The sequence below is a fragment of the Exiguobacterium sp. s78 genome (assembly GCF_018618985.1).
In the GTDB taxonomy this organism is placed as follows: Bacteria; Bacillota; Bacilli; order Exiguobacteriales; family Exiguobacteriaceae; genus Exiguobacterium_A; species Exiguobacterium_A abrahamii.
On the sequence record NZ_JACSNB010000001.1, the window covers coordinates 46,498 to 63,486 of the forward strand.

Sequence of the window (16,989 nt, forward strand, 5' to 3'; positions counted from 1 at the left end):
CAAAAAAAGGGAAATCAGTCGAGATTTAATGTTAGTCGTCGTATTTTGGCGATCCCTTCGAGACCTGACGGATCATGATGCGTCTTATGGGCGACGAAATGTTCATCGGCTTCCGTCGTCCGGATTCGTAACGGACGTTCGTCACGATGGACGACCTCGAAGATCACCTCAGCCAGAGCTTCTGCCGATTGGCGATCGGCATGTCGCGTCCGATACGTCTGCAAATAAGCTGTGATGATCGGTTTGAAGTCGTCTTCGTGTAAGCCACCCGTCCGTTCAAGTTGATCGAGAACAGTTGCGGTAAAGTTCGTCTCGACGGCGGCTGGTTCAATCAGGGTGACGTCGATGTTGAAGTACGGTTTATAGTAGGTCGCAAGACTTTCGAACAGCCCTTCGATCGCAAACTTACTGGCACAATACAGTTCATTCATCGGTTGACCGACGAGACCACTGACGCTTGAAGTCGCAAGTAAGTGACTACCGTCCGGTGCTTGTTTGAGTAAGGGGAGACAAGCTTCAATCGTTCGGATGACACCGAAGACGTTCGTTTCGAAGAGTTGCTTGATTTCATAACTCGTCGCTTGACCGAGTGCGCGCAGCAAACCATGACCGGCATTACAGAACACGACGTCGAGATGATCGACTTCTTGTTCAATTTGACGAACGGCTGCTTTCACGCTTGTTTCATCCGTCACATCGAGCGGCAAGAAGGTAAGCGTCGGTAATGACACGGTCATTTCGTCTGGACTCCGGACACCAGCGTAGACGAACCATCCGGCGTCTGCGAATCGCCGCGCCGTCGCAAGACCGATACCGGAAGAAGCACCCGTGATCAAGATCGTTTGCATATCAATTCCTCCGTTCTGAAAGTAGTTGTCTTCTATTATTTACCCGAATTACCGTTGAACTATTTGCATTAAAATTGCATATTGTAATGAAAAAACTTAATATAAAGAAAAAGGAGGCGGGAATCGATGGGGCAAATCGAACGGTTGCAACAGATGCGGGAATGGATCAAGACGAGTCCTGAAATTTCGCTGGATCAACTGATGCAGGAGTATCAGATTTCACGAGATACCGCACGTCGTGACGTCATCGTCCTCGAACAAGAAGGGGAGATCATTCGCGTTAAGAATGGATTAGTTCGTGCTGGCGGAACGCTTGCATATGAACAGCGGACAGAGAAACCGGAAAAACGGCGGATCGGACAGCGTGCAGCGCGTCACGTCCAAGCGAACGATCGCTTATTGCTCGATGCTGCAACGACGGTATCTGAGATGGCACGAGCACTTCCGCCATATCCACTACAAGTCATCACGAACTCCCTTGATATCGCAGACTATGTCGGAGCTCGCACGGATATTGAGCTGTACGTCACGGGAGGACGTTTCGACCGGCATGCGCGTAGCTTGAGTGGGATCAAGACGGCAGACGACATCCTGAATTATCAAGTTGATTGTGTTTTTCTTGGAGCATGTGGATTGACGGAAGAAGGACTTTTTGCGGAACAACTCGAAGAAGCGGTCGTAAAGAAAGCGATGATTCGAAGTGCGACCCGTGTCATCGTCCTCGCAGACCATACGAAATTCAATAAGCGGTTTTTGCATAAGGTCTGTGACTGGGAGCAAATCGATGTACTCGTTACGGATCAAGTACCAGACGCAACGTGGCAAGAACGACTAGATCATTATCATGTCGATCTCGACGTGACAGAGGAGGAAACAACATGAACCCGATTCAAACGACGCTCGTCGGATTCGGCTTTTCAGCGGTGACGTTCCACGTTCCGTTCTTACAGGCATTACCGGCATTTGAAGTGACGCAAGTCGTCTCGAGTCGACCGGAACAGGTAGCACAACATTTCAGTAAGGCGACGGTCGTCGCGACACTTGCTGAAGCCTTGCAGGATGAGAACACGGAACTCGTCATCATCACGACACCAACGGCACTCCATTTCGAAATGGCAAAACAAGCGATCGAAGCAAAGAAGCACGTTCTACTCGAAAAGCCGGCCGTCGTGACGATCGAAGAAGCACTGGCGCTGCAAACGTTAGCGAAACAACACGGCGTTCAAGTCGCCGTCTATCAAAACCGTCGTTTTGACGGTGACTTCCTGACACTTGAACAATTGATGGAAATGAACGAGATCGGCGACTGGCAAGTCATCGAATCACGCTTTGATCGCTATCGCCCGGTCGTTCGGGAACGCTGGCGGGAACAAGCGGGAAGTGGCGCCGGCATTCTGTTTGATCTCGGCTCACACTTACTCGATCAAGCACTCGCCTTGTTCGGAGAACCGGATGCACTGACGGGCGACGTCTACCTGCAACGTGACGGAGCGGTCGTTGATGACGGGTTCCATATCACGCTACATTATGGTACACGTCGTGTCATCCTTCGTTCGACGTCCTTCATTCAAGGACCAACGCCACGTTTCGAGTTTCATGCGACACGAGGTAGTTACGTCAAATATGGAATGGACCCGCAAGAAGGACGGCTTGCGAAAGGTCATTCGGTGAACGAACAGCTCGGTGAAGATGAAGTAGATTCCTACGGTTACCTTCAAATCGCCGATCAGCCCGTCGAGCGTCTCGCGACACTTCCAGGCAGTTATGCGACGTTTTATGAACAGTTGGCAGAAGGACTTCGCGGGGGACGAGTACCTGTCGATTTACGCGATGCGGAAAAAACGATGCGTTTGATTGAAGCAGTGCGCATCAGCAGTGATGAAGGACGACGCCTCTTACGAAAGGAATGGGATGCATGGAAGAATTGAAGGTGTTGCTAGCGGAAGAGGACGAACTCGTCTTGACGTCCCTGACGAATACGGAAGCGATTGGGATGGGACATGAATTGATCGGACGGGCGATGAAGGAGAACTTATCGATCGCGGTTGAAATCAAACGGAATGGACAGCGTTTATATTACGCGGCGCTCGACGGTACGGCACCGGATCAGGAAGAGTGGATCCGCCGGAAATCGAACGTCGTCTTACGGCATGGCTATAGCTCGCTCTACATGCGTCGGTATAATGAGAGTAAACATCGCTCGTACCACTCGATGTATGCGGTCTCGCCAGCTGATTATGCCGATGCCGGCGGATCGTTCCCGATCCGGATCGAAGGAGTCGGTGTCGTTGGTACGATTACCGTTTCCGGTCTATCGCAGGAAGCAGATCATCGTCTTGCGACGGAAGCGTTGCGCTTACTTAAGAGACAACAGCTGGGGCAATAAGGTATTTATAAAACACAAGTGTTGATTCTCGTGCAAGACTTCGCTTTCCGCGGGCGGAAGGCGAGCCTCCTCGCCGCATTCGCGCCTACGGGGTCTCACCCATTCCGCTTTTCCCGCAGGAGTCTTCGTCTTGCACGTTCATCAACGAATCGTTCGACACGAAAAAACCGAAATGCTGAAGTGAATATACTTCAGCATTTCGGTTTTTTATGTTCTATTTTGATAGATCATGAGAAACAGCAGGACTCACGTTGTTCACGCGACTCCTACAGGAAAAAGCGCAAGATTTTGCGCTGTCAGAGATAAACAAGACCCGGGTCGGCTGTCTGTGACAGTCGAGACTGGCTTGTGTCTCGCCTGAGGAAAGCGCGTGAACGAATCGTGAGGACAATCGTTACGATGCCATCGAATCAGATGAAGCCGACACGTCTTTGCGTGTGTTCCCGCGATAGACGAAATAAAGCGCAGCAAGCATCGCAAGCAGACCGAGCAGACGTTTTCCGTCGAGCGGCACGACGACGCCACCGAATGCACCGATGTGGTCGATGACCATCCCTGCTGCGAGTTGACCGATGACAGTCGCGATACTAGCTGCCGTGACACCGATTTGCGGAACAGCAAGAATCGTCAGGAATAGATAACTGACCCCAAACAGGACGGCACTGAGTTGCCAACGTGGTGCTTCGAGCAAGAGCAAGACATTTCCTTGACCAAAGAACAGGATGGCGAGTGCGAGAATCAGCATCCCGGTGAAGAATGTCAGGAACGTGCTTTCTAGAGCCCCTGCCTTTTGACTGAAGGCACCGTTGATCGATGACTGCGCACTCAGCATCACGCCGCCGAGTAATGTAAAACCGAGTAATAGAATATTCACGAGCGAACCTCCTTAAAAGATAAGAAACAGAGCGACGAGCATCAAAGCAGAAGCTGTCAGCTTGTCACGATTGATTGGACGTTTCGGACTACCGAGCCAGCCGTAATGTTCAATGACCATGCTGGCAATCATCTGTCCGATGATGACACTAATCATGGCGAGACCGACACCGACGAGCGGGATGCTAATGATCAAGATCGTCAAGTAGATACTACCGAGTAGACCACCGAGCAAGGTCCATTTCGGTGCGCGGAATGTATAGCCGAGTGAACCTTTTCCGAAGAAGAGGACGATCAGTCCGATGATGATCGTACCGGCGAAGAAATTATAAAAGCTACTTTCGAGTTTTCCGACGAAGTTCCCGAGTTCACCGTAGATGGCTCCTTCGACACTTAAAGCGATACCCGCAAGTAACGCGAGTACGTAATACACGATTTTCAACAGAATTCATCCTTTCACGAATCTAAATATCGAGAAATGTCGATATGTAAGGCAAGGAGAACGGATCAAAGTTCTCCTTTGAGGTACGCTGCGAGCTCCTGGATTTTTTCTTCATTTCGCCGGTAATACGTCCATTTGCCGTGACGTTCGGATTCGAGCAATCCGACTTTTTGCAACATCGCAAGATATTGGGAGACGGTCGATTGAGATAAGTTCGCCTTCTCTTGGATATCTCCGACGCAAATGCCTCCCTTGTCCGACAGATTCGTCGCGAGATGGGCCGTCGGCTTATTGAAATGAGTCTCGGGATCCTTGAGCCAGCGTAAGATATCAAGACGTACCTCGTTCGATAATGCCTTGAATAGATCCACTTGATTTGTCATACGCTTAAACTAATCGATGATTCTCGATATGTCAATCCAAGACACTTAAGGTTGGACGAATGCATGCTTTAAAAGTCGATGTGTCACTTTGGTTGCCGTATACGGCTCAAAACCGAATCGTTCATAAAACGTACTGGCATCATTCGTATAGAGCCAGAGCTCGGAATACGTCAACAGCGCTTCCGGTATGATTTTCTCAAGCAGTTGCGTACCGACACCGTGATGTCGCATTTCTGGCAAGACATAGACATGACGAATCCGACCGACGTCGATCGCGTCGGTTTGTTTCATATAACCTCCGCACGCAATTACGTGACCGGAAAGCGACAAAACGACGAACATTGCTTCTCCGTCTTCTCGATACGTTTCATTTCGGCGTTCACGTAGCATCCGTTCGATGAAGGGATAGCCTTCCTGTGTACTCTTTGATAAGATTGGTAACCAGTTGAAGTCATCAAAATCGTTGACCCGTTCGATTGTCATCTCCATCTGTCATTCCTCCTTCTTCTCCCTTGGATATTCCTTTTTCAGGAGTGGGAAAAACACGAATCGAGAATCAATTCGAGCTTTTTTTAAATAGAGACTGGATTTTTAAAAGACGTTTTGCGTATAATGAGAAGTAATGGATTGAACGCAAATGAAAGGAAGTGGCCGTCACAATGAGCCTCAGCCGTTTAAGTAAAGAAGAGATTACTGATCTTTCGCTGATCGAATTCGTCAACGAAATGTTGCAAGAAGCTGGCGAACAGCCAATCACGTTCGATGACATCACGTCAGAAATCGAAAAGTACCATACGTTTACAGATGAAGAAGACAAGTTCGAGAAACTTGCTCAACTCTATACAGACATGAACATCGACGGAAACTTCGTCAACGTCGGAGCAAACCGTTGGTCACTCCGCGCTTGGTATCCGTTCGATAAGTCGGATGAGGATCTCGTCATCGAAGCGCGTCAACGTGGAGAACTCGATGAGTTTGAAGAAGAGTTCAACTATGATGCAGAAGAAGACGAGTTCGAGACGATCGAAGACGATCTCGATACATTCGCGAAGACAGCGGACTATGATTCAGCTGACGACAGCGAAGACGACGATACGTTCAAAAAAGTCGCAGCCATCGATGATCTCGATGACGATCTCGACGAAGAAGACTTAGAAGACTTCGAAGAAGAAGAGGAAGTCTAAGCACGATCAACCACAACTGTACAGCTGCTATTTCCCTATAGAAATGGCAGTTTTTTCGTTGACGGCTGACGAACGAGCACGGAAATTTTTCTTTGAAAAATTAGGCTTGACGAAGTTTTCCGAATGACGTAAGTTAGTCATGGGCTTCTTTAAGCAACGTGCTTATTTCAGCAAAAGTGTCTCCTATTCCAATGGGGGCACTTTTGCTTTTTTGTTTTTACCACCTCTTTATTGTTGAGATGTGAATTAGGGAAGGGAGCAATATTTAACATGACAAAGTATATTTTCGTAACAGGTGGCGTCGTATCGTCACTCGGTAAAGGGATCACCGCTGCATCGCTCGCTCGTCTCTTGAAAAACCGTGGCCTCAACGTCACGATCCAAAAATTCGACCCGTACATCAACATCGATCCGGGTACGATGAGCCCGTATCAACACGGGGAAGTATTCGTCACGGATGATGGCGCAGAGACAGACCTTGACCTTGGTCACTACGAGCGTTTCATCGACATCAACTTGAGCCAGAACGCGAACGTCACGTCTGGACGTATCTACTCGACGATCCTCAAGAAGGAACGCCGTGGCGACTACAACGGTGGAACGGTTCAAGTCATTCCGCACATCACGAACGAAATCAAGGATCGCGTCTTCCGTGCTGGAAAAGAAACGGGCGCTGACGTCGTCATCACAGAGATTGGTGGAACAGTAGGGGATATCGAATCGCTTCCGTTCATCGAAGCCATTCGTCAGGTGAAAAACGATATCGGGAAAGAAAACGTCATGTACGTTCACTGTACGCTCGTTCCGTATCTTGCAGCGGCAGGTGAGCTTAAGACGAAACCGACACAACACAGTGTCAAAGAACTCCGTAGCTACGGTATTCAACCAGATATCATCGTCTTACGTGCGGAGCACCCAGTCCCACAAGAGATGAAAGATAAAATTGCTCTCTTCTGTGACACACGTCCGGAAGCAGTCATCGAAGCACAAGATGCATCGACACTCTATGAAGTACCACTCAACTTGCAACGTCAAGGCATGGACCAACTCGTCTGTGACTACTTCAAGTTCGATACACCAGTTGCTGACATGACAGCTTGGAAACAACTCGTTCACACAGTGACGCACCTCGAGAAGACGACGAAGATCGCACTCGTCGGGAAATACGTCGAATTGCGTGATGCGTACATCTCGGTCGCAGAAGCATTGAAACATGCTGGGTTTGCCTTCAACAGTGACATCGAAATCGACTGGATCAACGCAGAAGACGTGACGCGTGAAAACGTCAACGAATTGCTTGGTTCGGCAGACGGTATCCTCGTTCCTGGTGGATTCGGAGAACGCGGCATCGAAGGAAAAATCGAAGCGACACGTTTCGCCCGTGAAAACAACGTACCGTTCTTCGGTATCTGTCTCGGGATGCAACTCGCGACAGTCGAATTCGCACGTAACGTCCTCAACCTTGAAGGCGCACACTCAGCGGAAATCGACCCAGCGACACCATACCCGATCATCGACTTGTTGCCAGAACAAAAAGACATCGAGGATCTCGGTGGTACGCTCCGTCTCGGACTTTACCCATGTAAACTCGAAGACGGAACGAAAGCACGTGCTGCGTATTCAAGCGAGCTCGTCTACGAACGTCACCGTCACCGTTATGAGTTCGGTAACGAATTCCGCGAGCAGTTCGAAGCAAACGGCATGGTCTTCTCAGGTACGAGCCCAGACGGTCGTCTCGTTGAGATCATCGAAATTCCAGAACACAAATGGTTCGTCGCGTGTCAATTCCACCCAGAATTGATCTCACGTCCAGAACGCCCACAAGCGCTCTTCCATGACTTCATCCAAGCATCACTCGGAGAGTAAGTTGTATCCAAATAAACCTGTCTTCTTCAAGAAGACGGGTTTATTTTCATTTATTCCTATCGTCAAAATACATATCTGCTATAATGGTAGCGGATTCATTCCTACAAATTTTAGATAGAGGGGGGGAATATCATTGATTCCGAAGTATAAACATGTCGCTGAACAAATCGAGATCGAGATCAATGAGCACGTCTATCAACATACGAACAAACTGTTGACGGAAGACGAATACGCCCAAAAATTCGATGTCAGCCGGAACACGATCCGGAAGGCGATCGAGATTCTCGTCAATAAAGGATACGTTTACCAAGTACAAGGGAGCGGTGTCTTCGTCCGCGATCATTATAAGAGTGATTACGTTAATCTCGAAAAGCTACAAGGATTGACGAGCGACTTCAGTGGACGGAAGGTCGAGACGCGCGTTCTCGCTTTCGAACAGACGAAGGCAGACGAAGAAGTCGCGGAACGCATGAAATGTCCAGTCGGTACACCGGTCTATTACGTCAAACGACTGCGTCTCGTCGATGATCATCCGTTTTCGATCGAAGCGTCCTATTTCCGGAAAAATCTCGTCATGTATCTCGATGAGAACATCGTTCAAAAATCGATCTATACGTATTTACGCAACGATCAAAATCTGTCGATCGGATTTGCGGATCGCGTCATCTATGCCGATTACTTGAATAGCAGTGACGCCGAGTTACTTGGATTAAAAGAGAACGATCCATCCTTACTCGTCGATAATACGGTCTATTTGACGAATGGGAAAATCTTCGACGTCTCGCGGGCGACGCATCATTTCCGCCACGTGAAGATGCTGAAGGTCTCGAATATTAAATAAGAAGGAAACACACGAAGCAAATTTCGTGTGTTTTTTTATTTAAATTTTTTAAAAAGAAAGGGTTTACACGTTATGAAAGCGCATGCTATTATCGAACTGTAGAATTTGTACCTATGAATTTAAGTTATCCATACAACAAAGGAGAGACAGCATGACTTCTGAAACAATTGAAATTACCCCGGAAGATATTTTTGGATTGATTGCCTTGTCGGGCGACGCCAAAGCAAGCTACCACCAAGCAATGTTACTGATGCAAGAAGGCAAAGTTGAAGAGGCACAAGTTGCCGTTACAGAAGGTGACGCGACACTCAAGGATGCCCATAGCATTCAGACGAAATTCGTCACACTCGAAGCACAAGGCAAGACAGCGACGGTTGGCGTCCTGATGGTACACGCGCAGGATCACCTCATGAACACGATCCTCGTCAAGGAAATGCTCGGATATATGATGAACATGCAAAACGAAATCAACCAATTGAAGGGAATGGATCAATAATGATGAAAATCGGACTCTTTTGTGCGGCAGGTATGTCGACGAGTATGTTAGTAGAAAAAATGAAAGCGGTTGCCTCGGAGCGTGGCTTAGAAGCAGACATCGCAGCATATCCGGAATCAGAGATGGAAACGTACGTCAACGAACTCGATGTCGCTCTCCTCGGACCACAGGTGAAGTACCTTCTTTCGAAAGGAAAACAGATCTGTGAACCAAAAGGTGTGCCAATCGATGTCATCAACACGATCGATTACGGCATGATGAACGGAACGAAAGTACTCGACCAAGCAATCAAACTCGCAAACAAATAAGAGGTGAAGATGATGAAAATGCCAAAAGATTTTCTATTCGGCGCTGCTTCTGCTTCTTATCAAGTAGAGGGTGCTTGGAACGTAGACGGAAAAGGCGTCTCGAACTGGGATGTCTTCTCGAAAATTCCTGGAAAGACGTTTGAAGCGACGAACGGGGATGTCGCAATCGATCATTACCACCGTTACAAAGAAGATATCGGTCTGATGGCAGAGATGGGTCTTGAATCGTATCGCTTCTCGATCTCATGGCCACGCATCTTCCCGAACGGCACAGGTGAAGTGAATGAAAAAGGACTTGAGTTCTATAACAACGTGATCGATGAGTGCCTTAAGCACGGGATCGTCCCGTTCGTGACACTCTATCACTGGGATTTACCACAAGTCCTTGAAGAACAGGGTGGCTGGCGTAGTCCTGAAACAGCAGATGCCTTCGTGCGTTTTGCGAAGACCTGTTTCGAAGCGTTCGGCGATCGTGTCCGCAACTGGATCACCTTCAACGAGACGGTCATCTTCTGTTCGCTCGGCTACTTGACGGGCGCACACCCACCCGGCATCACAGGCGATGCAAAAGCGTACTTCCAAACGACGCACAACGTTTTCGTCGCTCACGCTCGCGCAGTCGAAGCGTTCAAGGAAGCGGGATATGAAGGAGAAATCGGCATCACGCACGTCTTCAACCCAGCGTTCAGCATCGATGAAGCGCCAGAGAACAAACAAGCCGAAGTACATGCGAATGAATACGCGACACACTGGTTCTATGATCCGATTCTAAAAGGTGAGTACCCAGCGTATGTCGTGAAGGATTTAGAAAAGCAGGGCTTGTTACCGGAATGGACAGAAGAAGAGCTCAATCTCTTGAAACGGACAGCACCGCTGAACGACTTCATCGGACTGAACTACTATTGTCCACAACGTGTCATGAAGAATGATTCGGCGCTCGTCATGGCAGGTGGCCGCGAAAACTCAACCGGACGTCCTGGGAACCCATCGTTCGATGGCGTCTATAAGACAGTCTTGATGGACGATAAAGTCTACACGAAGTGGGGCTGGGAAATCGCACCGGATGCCTTCCTTGAAGGAATGCGGATGCTCCAAGCACGATACGGCGATATCAAAATCTACATCACAGAGAACGGTCTCGGTGACGAGGATCCGATCGTCGGCGAAGAAATCATGGATACACCACGAATCGAGTACATCGAAAGTCATCTTCGCGCCGTCAAGCGTGCTGTCGAAGAGGGCATCAATGTCTCTGGTTATTATGCATGGTCCGTCATCGACCTACTCAGCTGGTTGAACGGATATAAAAAGCAGTACGGATTCATCTATGTCGATCATACGAATGGTTTGGCACGGAAGAAGAAACAGTCGTTCCATTGGTACCAGGAAATCATCGCGACACGTGCTGCTGAACTATAAGGAGGAGTCGGAATGAACCGATTAGAAACCGTATTTGAAAAAGTCACTCCTGCCTTCGCACGATTCGCGAACGCCAAGCCTGTCCTTGCGATCAAGGACGGCTTCATCTTAACGATGCCGATGACGATCATCGGCTCGTTATTCCTACTGATTCTCGCGTTACCAATCCCAGGCTGGGAGAAGTTCATGACGGGCCTATTCGGTGCCGACTGGACATTACCGCTGACTCAGGTCGTCGGTGCGACGTTTGATATTCTCGCATTGATTGGTGTCTTCGGTATTGCCTACTCGTACGTTAAAAACGAGAAGATCGAAGGGGTTCCAGCCGGGATTCTCGGAATCATCGCCTTCTTAATCATCACACAATCATCTGTTCTGTCGAAGTCAGGGGAAGTCGTCACGGGTGTCGTACCGAAAGTATGGACGGGCGGACAAGGGGTCCTTGCCTCGATCGTCGTCGGACTCGTCGTCGGTTTCATCTACTCGCAATTCATCAAGCGAGGCATCCGGATCAAGATGCCAGACGGTGTACCACCGGGCGTTTCGAACTCGTTCTCGGCACTTATTCCGGGACTTGCAATCATCACGTTGTCTGTCGTCACGTTTGCTGTCTTCCAAGCATTCGCTGACCGGACGTTCACGGAAGTCGTCTACGACGTCTTGCAAGCACCGATTCAAAACTTGACGGATACGCTCGCAGGAGCAGTCTTGATCATGATCTTGATGTCTGTCATGTGGTGGTGCGGGATTCACGGCGCAGCGATCATCATGGGAATCATGGGACCGTTGCTGACAGCGAACGCTTTACAAAACCAAGCGATCATCGACTCCGGGAAAGAACTTGTCGTCGGTGACAACGCGAAGATCGTTACGATTCAGTTCCTCGATGTCTTTACGAAACTCGGCGGAACAGGAATTACGGTCGGCTTCATCATCGCGACGTTGATCGTCGCCCGCTCGGCTCACTTGAAGCAGCTCGGGAAGCTGTCACTTGCGCCAAGTTTGTTCAACATCAACGAACCGGTCATCTTCGGGATGCCAATCGTCTTCAACCCGATCATGTTCGTTCCGTTCGTCATCGTACCAGCGATTGCATCCTTCATGGTCTACTTCTCGATCCTCTGGGGTTGGGTCGAGCCATTTAATGCGCTTCAAGTACCATGGACGACACCACCCGTCATCTCTGGCTTCTTGATCAGCGGCTGGCAGGGTGCCTTGCTCCAGCTGGCGACGATTGCGATGTCGGTCGCAATCTATCTACCGTTCGTCCGCATGCAGGATCAGCTGTCTTACGGTGAAGAACTAAAAGCACAAGAAGAACATGCTTCGGCATGATCAAAAAAAGGAAGCGCGAATGGCGCTTCCTTTGAGACTGAAGACAAAGTGCAATTTTTCTCTAACGAGAAGGATTGCGCTTTTTTGTTCGTTTCGAATCGTTTTCCTGGGACAAGTATCGCGCTGCTTCGCTTCGCTGCAGGGTCGCTCTTGCTTGTTTTTCCCTAGGAAGCGATGTCGAGTGAACAAAACGCTTCTGTGATCCTTCGGTATAAAAAGAATGACGCGTTACACGCAACTCCTACAGGAAAAAGCGCAATTTTGCGCTGTCAGAGACAAACAAGACCCGTTTTCCTGCTCGAATGGGGCGGGGAAACGGGCTTGTGTCTCGCCTGAGGAAAGGGCGTGAAAAGACAAGTCATTCTTTTTTGAGTCAGCTCATTTGTCTACAATCTGAAAGGAAGCGCAAACAGCGCTTCCTTTTTGTATAACGGTCATTGACGGTTTCGCTTTGATTCAATGAAGATCGTAAGCTTAGTCAGACACGGACACGTATCCAGTGAACTTTATATTTATATTATAGAAGAAAAACGTCAATCCCACTCTTCCGTCATCTCTTGTAGTTGCGTCAAGATATGTGTCAGGAGAAACGCGCAAAGGGCAAGACTCGGCAGTCCGTGGCGTGAACCGTCCTCTGCCGGAAGCAGTCCTTTATTGAATTTCAATGCGAGCGGAGCAATCGAACGTTCGAGCGTTTCCGTCACGTCACTGAGTGTGACGATCGCATAAGGTGTATGCCATGCGTCGTAACGGGCAAGAGAAGCCAGGAGATCCGAGCGTTCCGTATCCGGCGTGAAGATCAAGACGCGATCGACAGCGTGCAAGGTCTTTCGATCCTTGATCTTCGTAACGCGTTTCATCTGGTCTGGTCCTTCTGAGAGCATTGGATAGAGTCCTTCACATTCACCATAGGCGTCGACGTAGACCGTGCCTTCCCCGACGAGCGCCTGTGCGAGTAGACGGACGACATCGAATAGTTCGTCTTCCTGTTTTGCGAGCGTTTGCAATTTTCCGTTGAATTGTGTAGCTAAGATTTTCATCATTTTTCTTCATCCTTTCTATGTTTCTCTCAAGGACAGTATAAAGCAAGTTTTGCTTTAGTGTAGAATGGAAATAACTAGAGGGGGAGTGGCAGAGATGAAAGGCAGATTGTTGATCGTCGAGGATGAGCCGGGAATCCGGAACTTACTTGCACAATTGTTCCGGGCAGAAGGGTATGAAACGGACGTCGCCGTCGATGGAGAGGAAGCGATCGTCTACTTACAGGAAGCGGCATACGATCTATTGTTGATGGATGTCAACATGCCGGGACGGACCGGGATCGAGGTATTGCGTCATCAGGACCGGATCGGACGACGTGTCCGGACGATCTTAATGACGGCACTCGGTGAAAAAGAAGCGATGGAAGAAGCGAAACGATTAGGGGTCGTCGCCTTCTTCGGAAAACCATTTGACATCTTTGAATTAAAAAAAGAAGTGACTGTGCAAATTTCTCACGATGTAAGCGGTTAATCCTTCACGTCGCCGTCACAAACCAAAAAACCGAGCGAAATGCTGTACGTTCCGATGAATCAGTATGTTATAATCAGTCTGAAATTGCACGAGTTCGTGTAAGCAGCGATCAAAACAGAGGAGGATGTCATTATGCCATTAGTATCTATGACAGACATGTTAAACAAAGCTCTCGAAGGTAAGTATGCAGTAGGTCAATTCAACATCAACAACCTCGAGTGGACACAAGCGATTCTCGGTGCGGCTCAAGAAGAGCAGTCACCAGTCATCCTTGGAGTATCTGAAGGTGCAGCACGCCACATGGGCGGATTCTACACTGTCGTGAAAATGGTTGAAGGTCTCGTACACGACATGAAAATCACAGTTCCAGTTGCAATCCACCTCGACCACGGTTCGAGCGTTGAGAAATGTAAAGAAGCGATCGACGCTGGATTTACATCTGTCATGATCGATGATTCGCACAGCCCGATCGACACAAACATCGAAACAACAAAAGCAGTTGTTGAATACGCTCACTCTAAAGGCGTTTCAGTAGAAGCGGAAGTTGGTACAGTTGGCGGACAAGAAGACGACGTCATCGGTGATGTCATGTACGCGAAACTTGACGAGTGTGTACGCATCGTCAAAGAAACTGGAATCGACACGCTTGCTCCTGCACTCGGTTCTGTTCACGGACCATACAAAGGTGAACCAAACCTCGGATTCAAAGAGATGGAAGAAATCCGTGACGCTACAAACCTCCCACTCGTTCTTCACGGTGGAACTGGAATTCCGACACACGACATCGAAAAAGCGATCTCACTCGGAACTTCAAAAATCAACGTTAACACAGAGAACCAAATCTCATTCGCGAAAGTCGTTCGTGAAGTGTTAGCTGAGAAACCAGAAGCATATGACCCACGCGTATTCATCGCACCAGGTCGTGAAGCAATCAAACAAACTGTCATCGGTAAGATGCGTGAGTTCGGTTCAAGCAACAAAGCTTAATCGACTCCTCTTTAAAGTGCGGTAGACTTCGGTCTACCGTGCTTTTTTCATATCATGTCAAAGTCTCTTCAATGGAAAACAGTAGGACTTCTCGTGAAAAAAACCTATAATAGAGTCGTAAGCGATTTCAAGGGATGAAAGGGGAACGAGAAAGATGAGATTTTTCATTGACACAGCAAACGTAGAGGATATCAAGAAAGCACATAAAATGGGGATTTTAGATGGTGTCACGACGAATCCGTCGCTCGTCGCTAAGGAAGGCGTCGATTTCCATACACGACTTCGTGAAATCTGTGAAATCGTCGGGGACGTCTCTGTCAGCGCTGAAGTCATCGCGCTTGATGCAGAAGGAATGATTCGCGAAGGGAAGGAACTTGCCCAGATCGCACCGAACATTACGGTTAAGGTTCCAATGACTCCGGCCGGACTCGAGGCGGTCGCAGCACTTTCAAAAGAGAAGATCACGACGAACGTCACATTGATCTTCAACCCGAACCAAGCATTACTCGCAGCCCGTGCTGGTGCGACATACGTATCACCATTCCTCGGTCGTCTAGATGATATCGGACAAGATGGAATGGGGCTCGTCGAGACGATTGCTCAAATTTTCGTCGTACATGATATTCCAACACAAATCATCGCGGCGTCGGTCCGGAATCCAGTTCACGTGACGAACGCTGCTCTTGCGGGCGCAGACATCGCGACGATTCCATTCTCGGTCATCGAGTCACTCACACACCACCCACTCACGACGCAAGGAATTGAAAAGTTCCTCGCCGACTGGGAAAAAACGCAGCAATAATCGTAGCGAAGAGAAAGGTTGATGGAACGTGGACATTTTGCATATCGTAGGGCAACAACGCCTAGAAGGAACCGTATCAATCAGTGGTTCGAAGCAAAGCGCCATCCCGTGTCTTGCTGCAGCCCTCCTGACGGATCAGACGGTCGTTCTTGAAGGCGTGCCGGAGATTGGCGACGTCGCGACGATGATCGAGATTTTGGAGACGCTCGGCGCGGTCGTGACACGTCAAGGCGATATGGTGACGATTGATCCAAGTCGGGTCGAATCGATGCCGTTGACTGGTGCGGAGACGCGCAAGTTACGCGGATCGATCTACCTCATGAGCGTTCTGGCAGCCAGATTCAAACAAGGAGTCGTCGGTCTGCCTGGAGGTTATGCCATCGGACCACGACCGATCGATTTACACATCAAAGCACTAGAGCGTCTCGGTGTTTCTGTACGTAACGAGCAAGGCGTCCATTACATGCGCGTCGATCGTCTCGTCGGCAACCGGATTTACCTCGATCTCCCGTCTTTCGGAGCGACGATCAGTGCGTTACTCGTCGCTGTCTTCGCTGAAGGAACGACTGTCATCGAAAACGCTGCCTATGATCCAGAAGTCATCGACGTCAGTACGATGTTGACGAACATGGGGGCAAGCGTCAAAGGGGCAGGAACGGACGAGATTCGAATCAAGGGCGTATCGCAACTAAGTGGTTGCCGGCATACCTTGATTCCGGACCGAATGGAGGCAGGAACGTTCTTGACGATGGGGGCGGCACTTGGACGCGTCACCGTCGATAACGTCATTCCGCTTCATCTCGAGAGCGTCATCCAAAAACTCGAACGGTACGGTGCGTTGATCGAAGCAACGGATGATTCCGTCACGGCGACGTTTCAGGAGGCGAAGCCGGTCGATATTCGTGTCTTCCACTACGGTGGATTCCCGAGCGACCTACAACCTGTCATCTCGGCAGCGTTGTTACAAGCGAAGGGAGCGAGTATCGTCGTCGATAAGTTGTACCCGCAACGTTTCCGGCATGTGCAGGAGTTACGACGCTTGAATGCTCGAATCACGCATGAAGACGCCTCAATCATCATTCGTGGTGGAGAAACCTTACTTGGTACGGAAATCGAGGCACCGGACCCACGCGGTGGCGCAGCACTTGTCTTGGCGGGACTTCTCGCTTCAGGGGAGACGACATTGCACCACGCAGAAGTGCTTGACCAGAGTTACGAACGATTTGATCAGAAGTTGAAGGAACTAGGCGCCCTCGTATGGCGTGAAACGATTTGACCGATTTGTAACAAGGGAGAGGGGACATACA

General features: G+C 49.2%; 20 protein-coding genes. 14 read left to right on the forward strand and 6 right to left on the reverse strand.

The genetic code is table 11. The features are described from left to right. Nucleotides 1–14: 14 nt before the first annotated feature. Entirely contained in the window at nucleotides 15–848 is an 834-nt protein-coding gene (locus KNQ18_RS00270; protein ID WP_214771758.1) for an SDR family oxidoreductase, read from the reverse strand. 126 nt (nucleotides 849–974) lie between these two features. Between KNQ18_RS00270 and KNQ18_RS00275 the strand changes: the two genes are divergently transcribed. From KNQ18_RS00275 to KNQ18_RS00285, 3 genes are read left to right on the forward strand one after another with little or no spacing between them, the layout of a single operon-like run. Then, a complete protein-coding gene (locus KNQ18_RS00275; protein ID WP_069940057.1) occupies nucleotides 975–1,730 on the forward strand; it encodes a DeoR/GlpR family DNA-binding transcription regulator in 756 nt (251 codons plus the stop codon). After that, the gene (locus tag KNQ18_RS00280; protein ID WP_214771755.1) at nucleotides 1,727–2,776 is read left to right on the forward strand and encodes a Gfo/Idh/MocA family oxidoreductase; all 1,050 of its coding nucleotides are present in this window, start codon (nucleotides 1,727–1,729) and stop codon (nucleotides 2,774–2,776) included. The genes KNQ18_RS00275 and KNQ18_RS00280 overlap by 4 nt, the downstream gene beginning before the upstream one ends. Next, entirely contained in the window at nucleotides 2,764–3,234 is a 471-nt protein-coding gene (locus KNQ18_RS00285) for a heme-degrading domain-containing protein (RefSeq protein WP_023469567.1), read from the forward strand. Before KNQ18_RS00280 ends, KNQ18_RS00285 begins: the two co-directional genes overlap by 13 nt. Nucleotides 3,235–3,628: 394 nt before the next feature. Here KNQ18_RS00285 and KNQ18_RS00290 read toward each other — a convergent pair whose 3' ends face one another. The 4 genes from KNQ18_RS00290 to KNQ18_RS00305 all read right to left on the reverse strand — a co-directional run bounded on the left by KNQ18_RS00290 (nucleotide 3,629) and on the right by KNQ18_RS00305 (nucleotide 5,421). Continuing rightward, complete coding sequence (locus tag KNQ18_RS00290) at nucleotides 3,629–4,108, reverse strand: DMT family transporter (RefSeq protein WP_035395771.1); 480 nt, start codon at nucleotides 4,106–4,108, stop codon at nucleotides 3,629–3,631. 12 nt (nucleotides 4,109–4,120) lie between these two features. Then, a complete protein-coding gene (locus KNQ18_RS00295; RefSeq protein ID WP_023469565.1) occupies nucleotides 4,121–4,549 on the reverse strand; it encodes a DMT family transporter in 429 nt (142 codons plus the stop codon). A 65-nt stretch (nucleotides 4,550–4,614) separates the two neighbouring features. Beyond that, nucleotides 4,615–4,932 carry an ArsR/SmtB family transcription factor gene (locus KNQ18_RS00300; RefSeq protein ID WP_023469564.1) on the reverse strand — a complete coding sequence of 106 codons (318 nt, stop codon included), beginning with the start codon at nucleotides 4,930–4,932 and terminating at the stop codon, nucleotides 4,615–4,617. A 45-nt stretch (nucleotides 4,933–4,977) separates the two neighbouring features. After that, a complete protein-coding gene (locus KNQ18_RS00305) occupies nucleotides 4,978–5,421 on the reverse strand; it encodes a GNAT family N-acetyltransferase (RefSeq protein WP_047394413.1) in 444 nt (147 codons plus the stop codon). 170 nt (nucleotides 5,422–5,591) lie between these two features. Between KNQ18_RS00305 and rpoE the strand changes: the two genes are divergently transcribed. The 7 genes from rpoE (at nucleotide 5,592) to KNQ18_RS00340 (ending at nucleotide 12,381) form a co-directional block, all read left to right on the forward strand. After that, nucleotides 5,592–6,116: a DNA-directed RNA polymerase subunit delta gene (gene rpoE / locus KNQ18_RS00310; RefSeq protein WP_023469562.1), complete on the forward strand. Its 525-nt coding sequence runs from the start codon at nucleotides 5,592–5,594 to the stop codon at nucleotides 6,114–6,116. 270 nt (nucleotides 6,117–6,386) lie between these two features. Next, entirely contained in the window at nucleotides 6,387–7,982 is a 1,596-nt protein-coding gene (locus KNQ18_RS00315; RefSeq protein ID WP_047394418.1) for a CTP synthase, read from the forward strand. A gap of 133 nt (nucleotides 7,983–8,115) precedes the next feature. Continuing rightward, the gene (locus KNQ18_RS00320) at nucleotides 8,116–8,823 is read left to right on the forward strand and encodes a GntR family transcriptional regulator (RefSeq protein ID WP_023469560.1); all 708 of its coding nucleotides are present in this window, start codon (nucleotides 8,116–8,118) and stop codon (nucleotides 8,821–8,823) included. Between the two features lie 151 nt (nucleotides 8,824–8,974). Then, complete coding sequence (locus KNQ18_RS00325) at nucleotides 8,975–9,319, forward strand: PTS lactose/cellobiose transporter subunit IIA (protein WP_149427944.1); 345 nt, start codon at nucleotides 8,975–8,977, stop codon at nucleotides 9,317–9,319. Then, the gene (locus tag KNQ18_RS00330; protein ID WP_055969344.1) at nucleotides 9,319–9,627 is read left to right on the forward strand and encodes a PTS sugar transporter subunit IIB; all 309 of its coding nucleotides are present in this window, start codon (nucleotides 9,319–9,321) and stop codon (nucleotides 9,625–9,627) included. Before KNQ18_RS00325 ends, KNQ18_RS00330 begins: the two co-directional genes overlap by 1 nt. Nucleotides 9,628–9,639: 12 nt before the next feature. After that, nucleotides 9,640–11,046 carry a GH1 family beta-glucosidase gene (locus KNQ18_RS00335; protein ID WP_149428165.1) on the forward strand — a complete coding sequence of 469 codons (1,407 nt, stop codon included), beginning with the start codon at nucleotides 9,640–9,642 and terminating at the stop codon, nucleotides 11,044–11,046. A gap of 12 nt (nucleotides 11,047–11,058) precedes the next feature. Beyond that, complete coding sequence (locus tag KNQ18_RS00340) at nucleotides 11,059–12,381, forward strand: PTS sugar transporter subunit IIC (protein WP_023469556.1); 1,323 nt, start codon at nucleotides 11,059–11,061, stop codon at nucleotides 12,379–12,381. Between the two features lie 533 nt (nucleotides 12,382–12,914). Here KNQ18_RS00340 and KNQ18_RS00345 read toward each other — a convergent pair. Beyond that, nucleotides 12,915–13,424, reverse strand: a complete 510-nt coding sequence (locus tag KNQ18_RS00345) for a DUF2529 family protein (RefSeq protein ID WP_035395788.1) — start codon at nucleotides 13,422–13,424, stop codon at nucleotides 12,915–12,917. Nucleotides 13,425–13,518: 94 nt separating this feature from the next. On the opposite strand from KNQ18_RS00345, the gene KNQ18_RS00350 reads away from it, so the two are divergent. From KNQ18_RS00350 to murA, 4 genes are all read left to right on the forward strand, one after another. Then, complete coding sequence (locus KNQ18_RS00350) at nucleotides 13,519–13,893, forward strand: response regulator (protein WP_029342784.1); 375 nt, start codon at nucleotides 13,519–13,521, stop codon at nucleotides 13,891–13,893. A gap of 132 nt (nucleotides 13,894–14,025) precedes the next feature. Beyond that, nucleotides 14,026–14,880: a class II fructose-1,6-bisphosphate aldolase gene (fba, locus tag KNQ18_RS00355; protein WP_023469553.1), complete on the forward strand. Its 855-nt coding sequence runs from the start codon at nucleotides 14,026–14,028 to the stop codon at nucleotides 14,878–14,880. A gap of 154 nt (nucleotides 14,881–15,034) precedes the next feature. Next, nucleotides 15,035–15,682 (forward strand): fructose-6-phosphate aldolase, encoded by a 648-nt coding sequence (gene fsa / locus KNQ18_RS00360; RefSeq protein WP_023469552.1) that lies wholly within the window; start codon nucleotides 15,035–15,037, stop codon nucleotides 15,680–15,682. Nucleotides 15,683–15,710: 28 nt separating this feature from the next. Continuing rightward, the gene (gene murA, locus KNQ18_RS00365) at nucleotides 15,711–16,958 is read left to right on the forward strand and encodes a UDP-N-acetylglucosamine 1-carboxyvinyltransferase (RefSeq protein ID WP_047394432.1); all 1,248 of its coding nucleotides are present in this window, start codon (nucleotides 15,711–15,713) and stop codon (nucleotides 16,956–16,958) included. Nucleotides 16,959–16,989: the final 31 nt, after the last annotated feature.

Coding starts and splice junctions, on each gene's coding strand:
- KNQ18_RS00305 (WP_047394413.1), bottom strand. CDS start 5,421: ATGGAGATGACAATCGAACGGGTCAACGATTTTGATGACTTCAACTGG.
- KNQ18_RS00270 (WP_214771758.1), bottom strand. CDS start 848: ATGCAAACGATCTTGATCACGGGTGCTTCTTCCGGTATCGGTCTTGCG.
- KNQ18_RS00340 (WP_023469556.1), top strand. CDS start 11,059: ATGAACCGATTAGAAACCGTATTTGAAAAAGTCACTCCTGCCTTCGCA.
- KNQ18_RS00285 (WP_023469567.1), top strand. CDS start 2,764: ATGGAAGAATTGAAGGTGTTGCTAGCGGAAGAGGACGAACTCGTCTTG.
- rpoE (WP_023469562.1), top strand. CDS start 5,592: ATGAGCCTCAGCCGTTTAAGTAAAGAAGAGATTACTGATCTTTCGCTG.
- KNQ18_RS00335 (WP_149428165.1), top strand. CDS start 9,640: ATGAAAATGCCAAAAGATTTTCTATTCGGCGCTGCTTCTGCTTCTTAT.
- KNQ18_RS00350 (WP_029342784.1), top strand. CDS start 13,519: ATGAAAGGCAGATTGTTGATCGTCGAGGATGAGCCGGGAATCCGGAAC.
- fsa (WP_023469552.1), top strand. CDS start 15,035: ATGAGATTTTTCATTGACACAGCAAACGTAGAGGATATCAAGAAAGCA.
- KNQ18_RS00275 (WP_069940057.1), top strand. CDS start 975: ATGGGGCAAATCGAACGGTTGCAACAGATGCGGGAATGGATCAAGACG.
- KNQ18_RS00330 (WP_055969344.1), top strand. CDS start 9,319: ATGATGAAAATCGGACTCTTTTGTGCGGCAGGTATGTCGACGAGTATG.
- KNQ18_RS00300 (WP_023469564.1), bottom strand. CDS start 4,932: ATGACAAATCAAGTGGATCTATTCAAGGCATTATCGAACGAGGTACGT.
- fba (WP_023469553.1), top strand. CDS start 14,026: ATGCCATTAGTATCTATGACAGACATGTTAAACAAAGCTCTCGAAGGT.
- KNQ18_RS00325 (WP_149427944.1), top strand. CDS start 8,975: ATGACTTCTGAAACAATTGAAATTACCCCGGAAGATATTTTTGGATTG.
- KNQ18_RS00345 (WP_035395788.1), bottom strand. CDS start 13,424: ATGATGAAAATCTTAGCTACACAATTCAACGGAAAATTGCAAACGCTC.
- KNQ18_RS00315 (WP_047394418.1), top strand. CDS start 6,387: ATGACAAAGTATATTTTCGTAACAGGTGGCGTCGTATCGTCACTCGGT.
- KNQ18_RS00280 (WP_214771755.1), top strand. CDS start 1,727: ATGAACCCGATTCAAACGACGCTCGTCGGATTCGGCTTTTCAGCGGTG.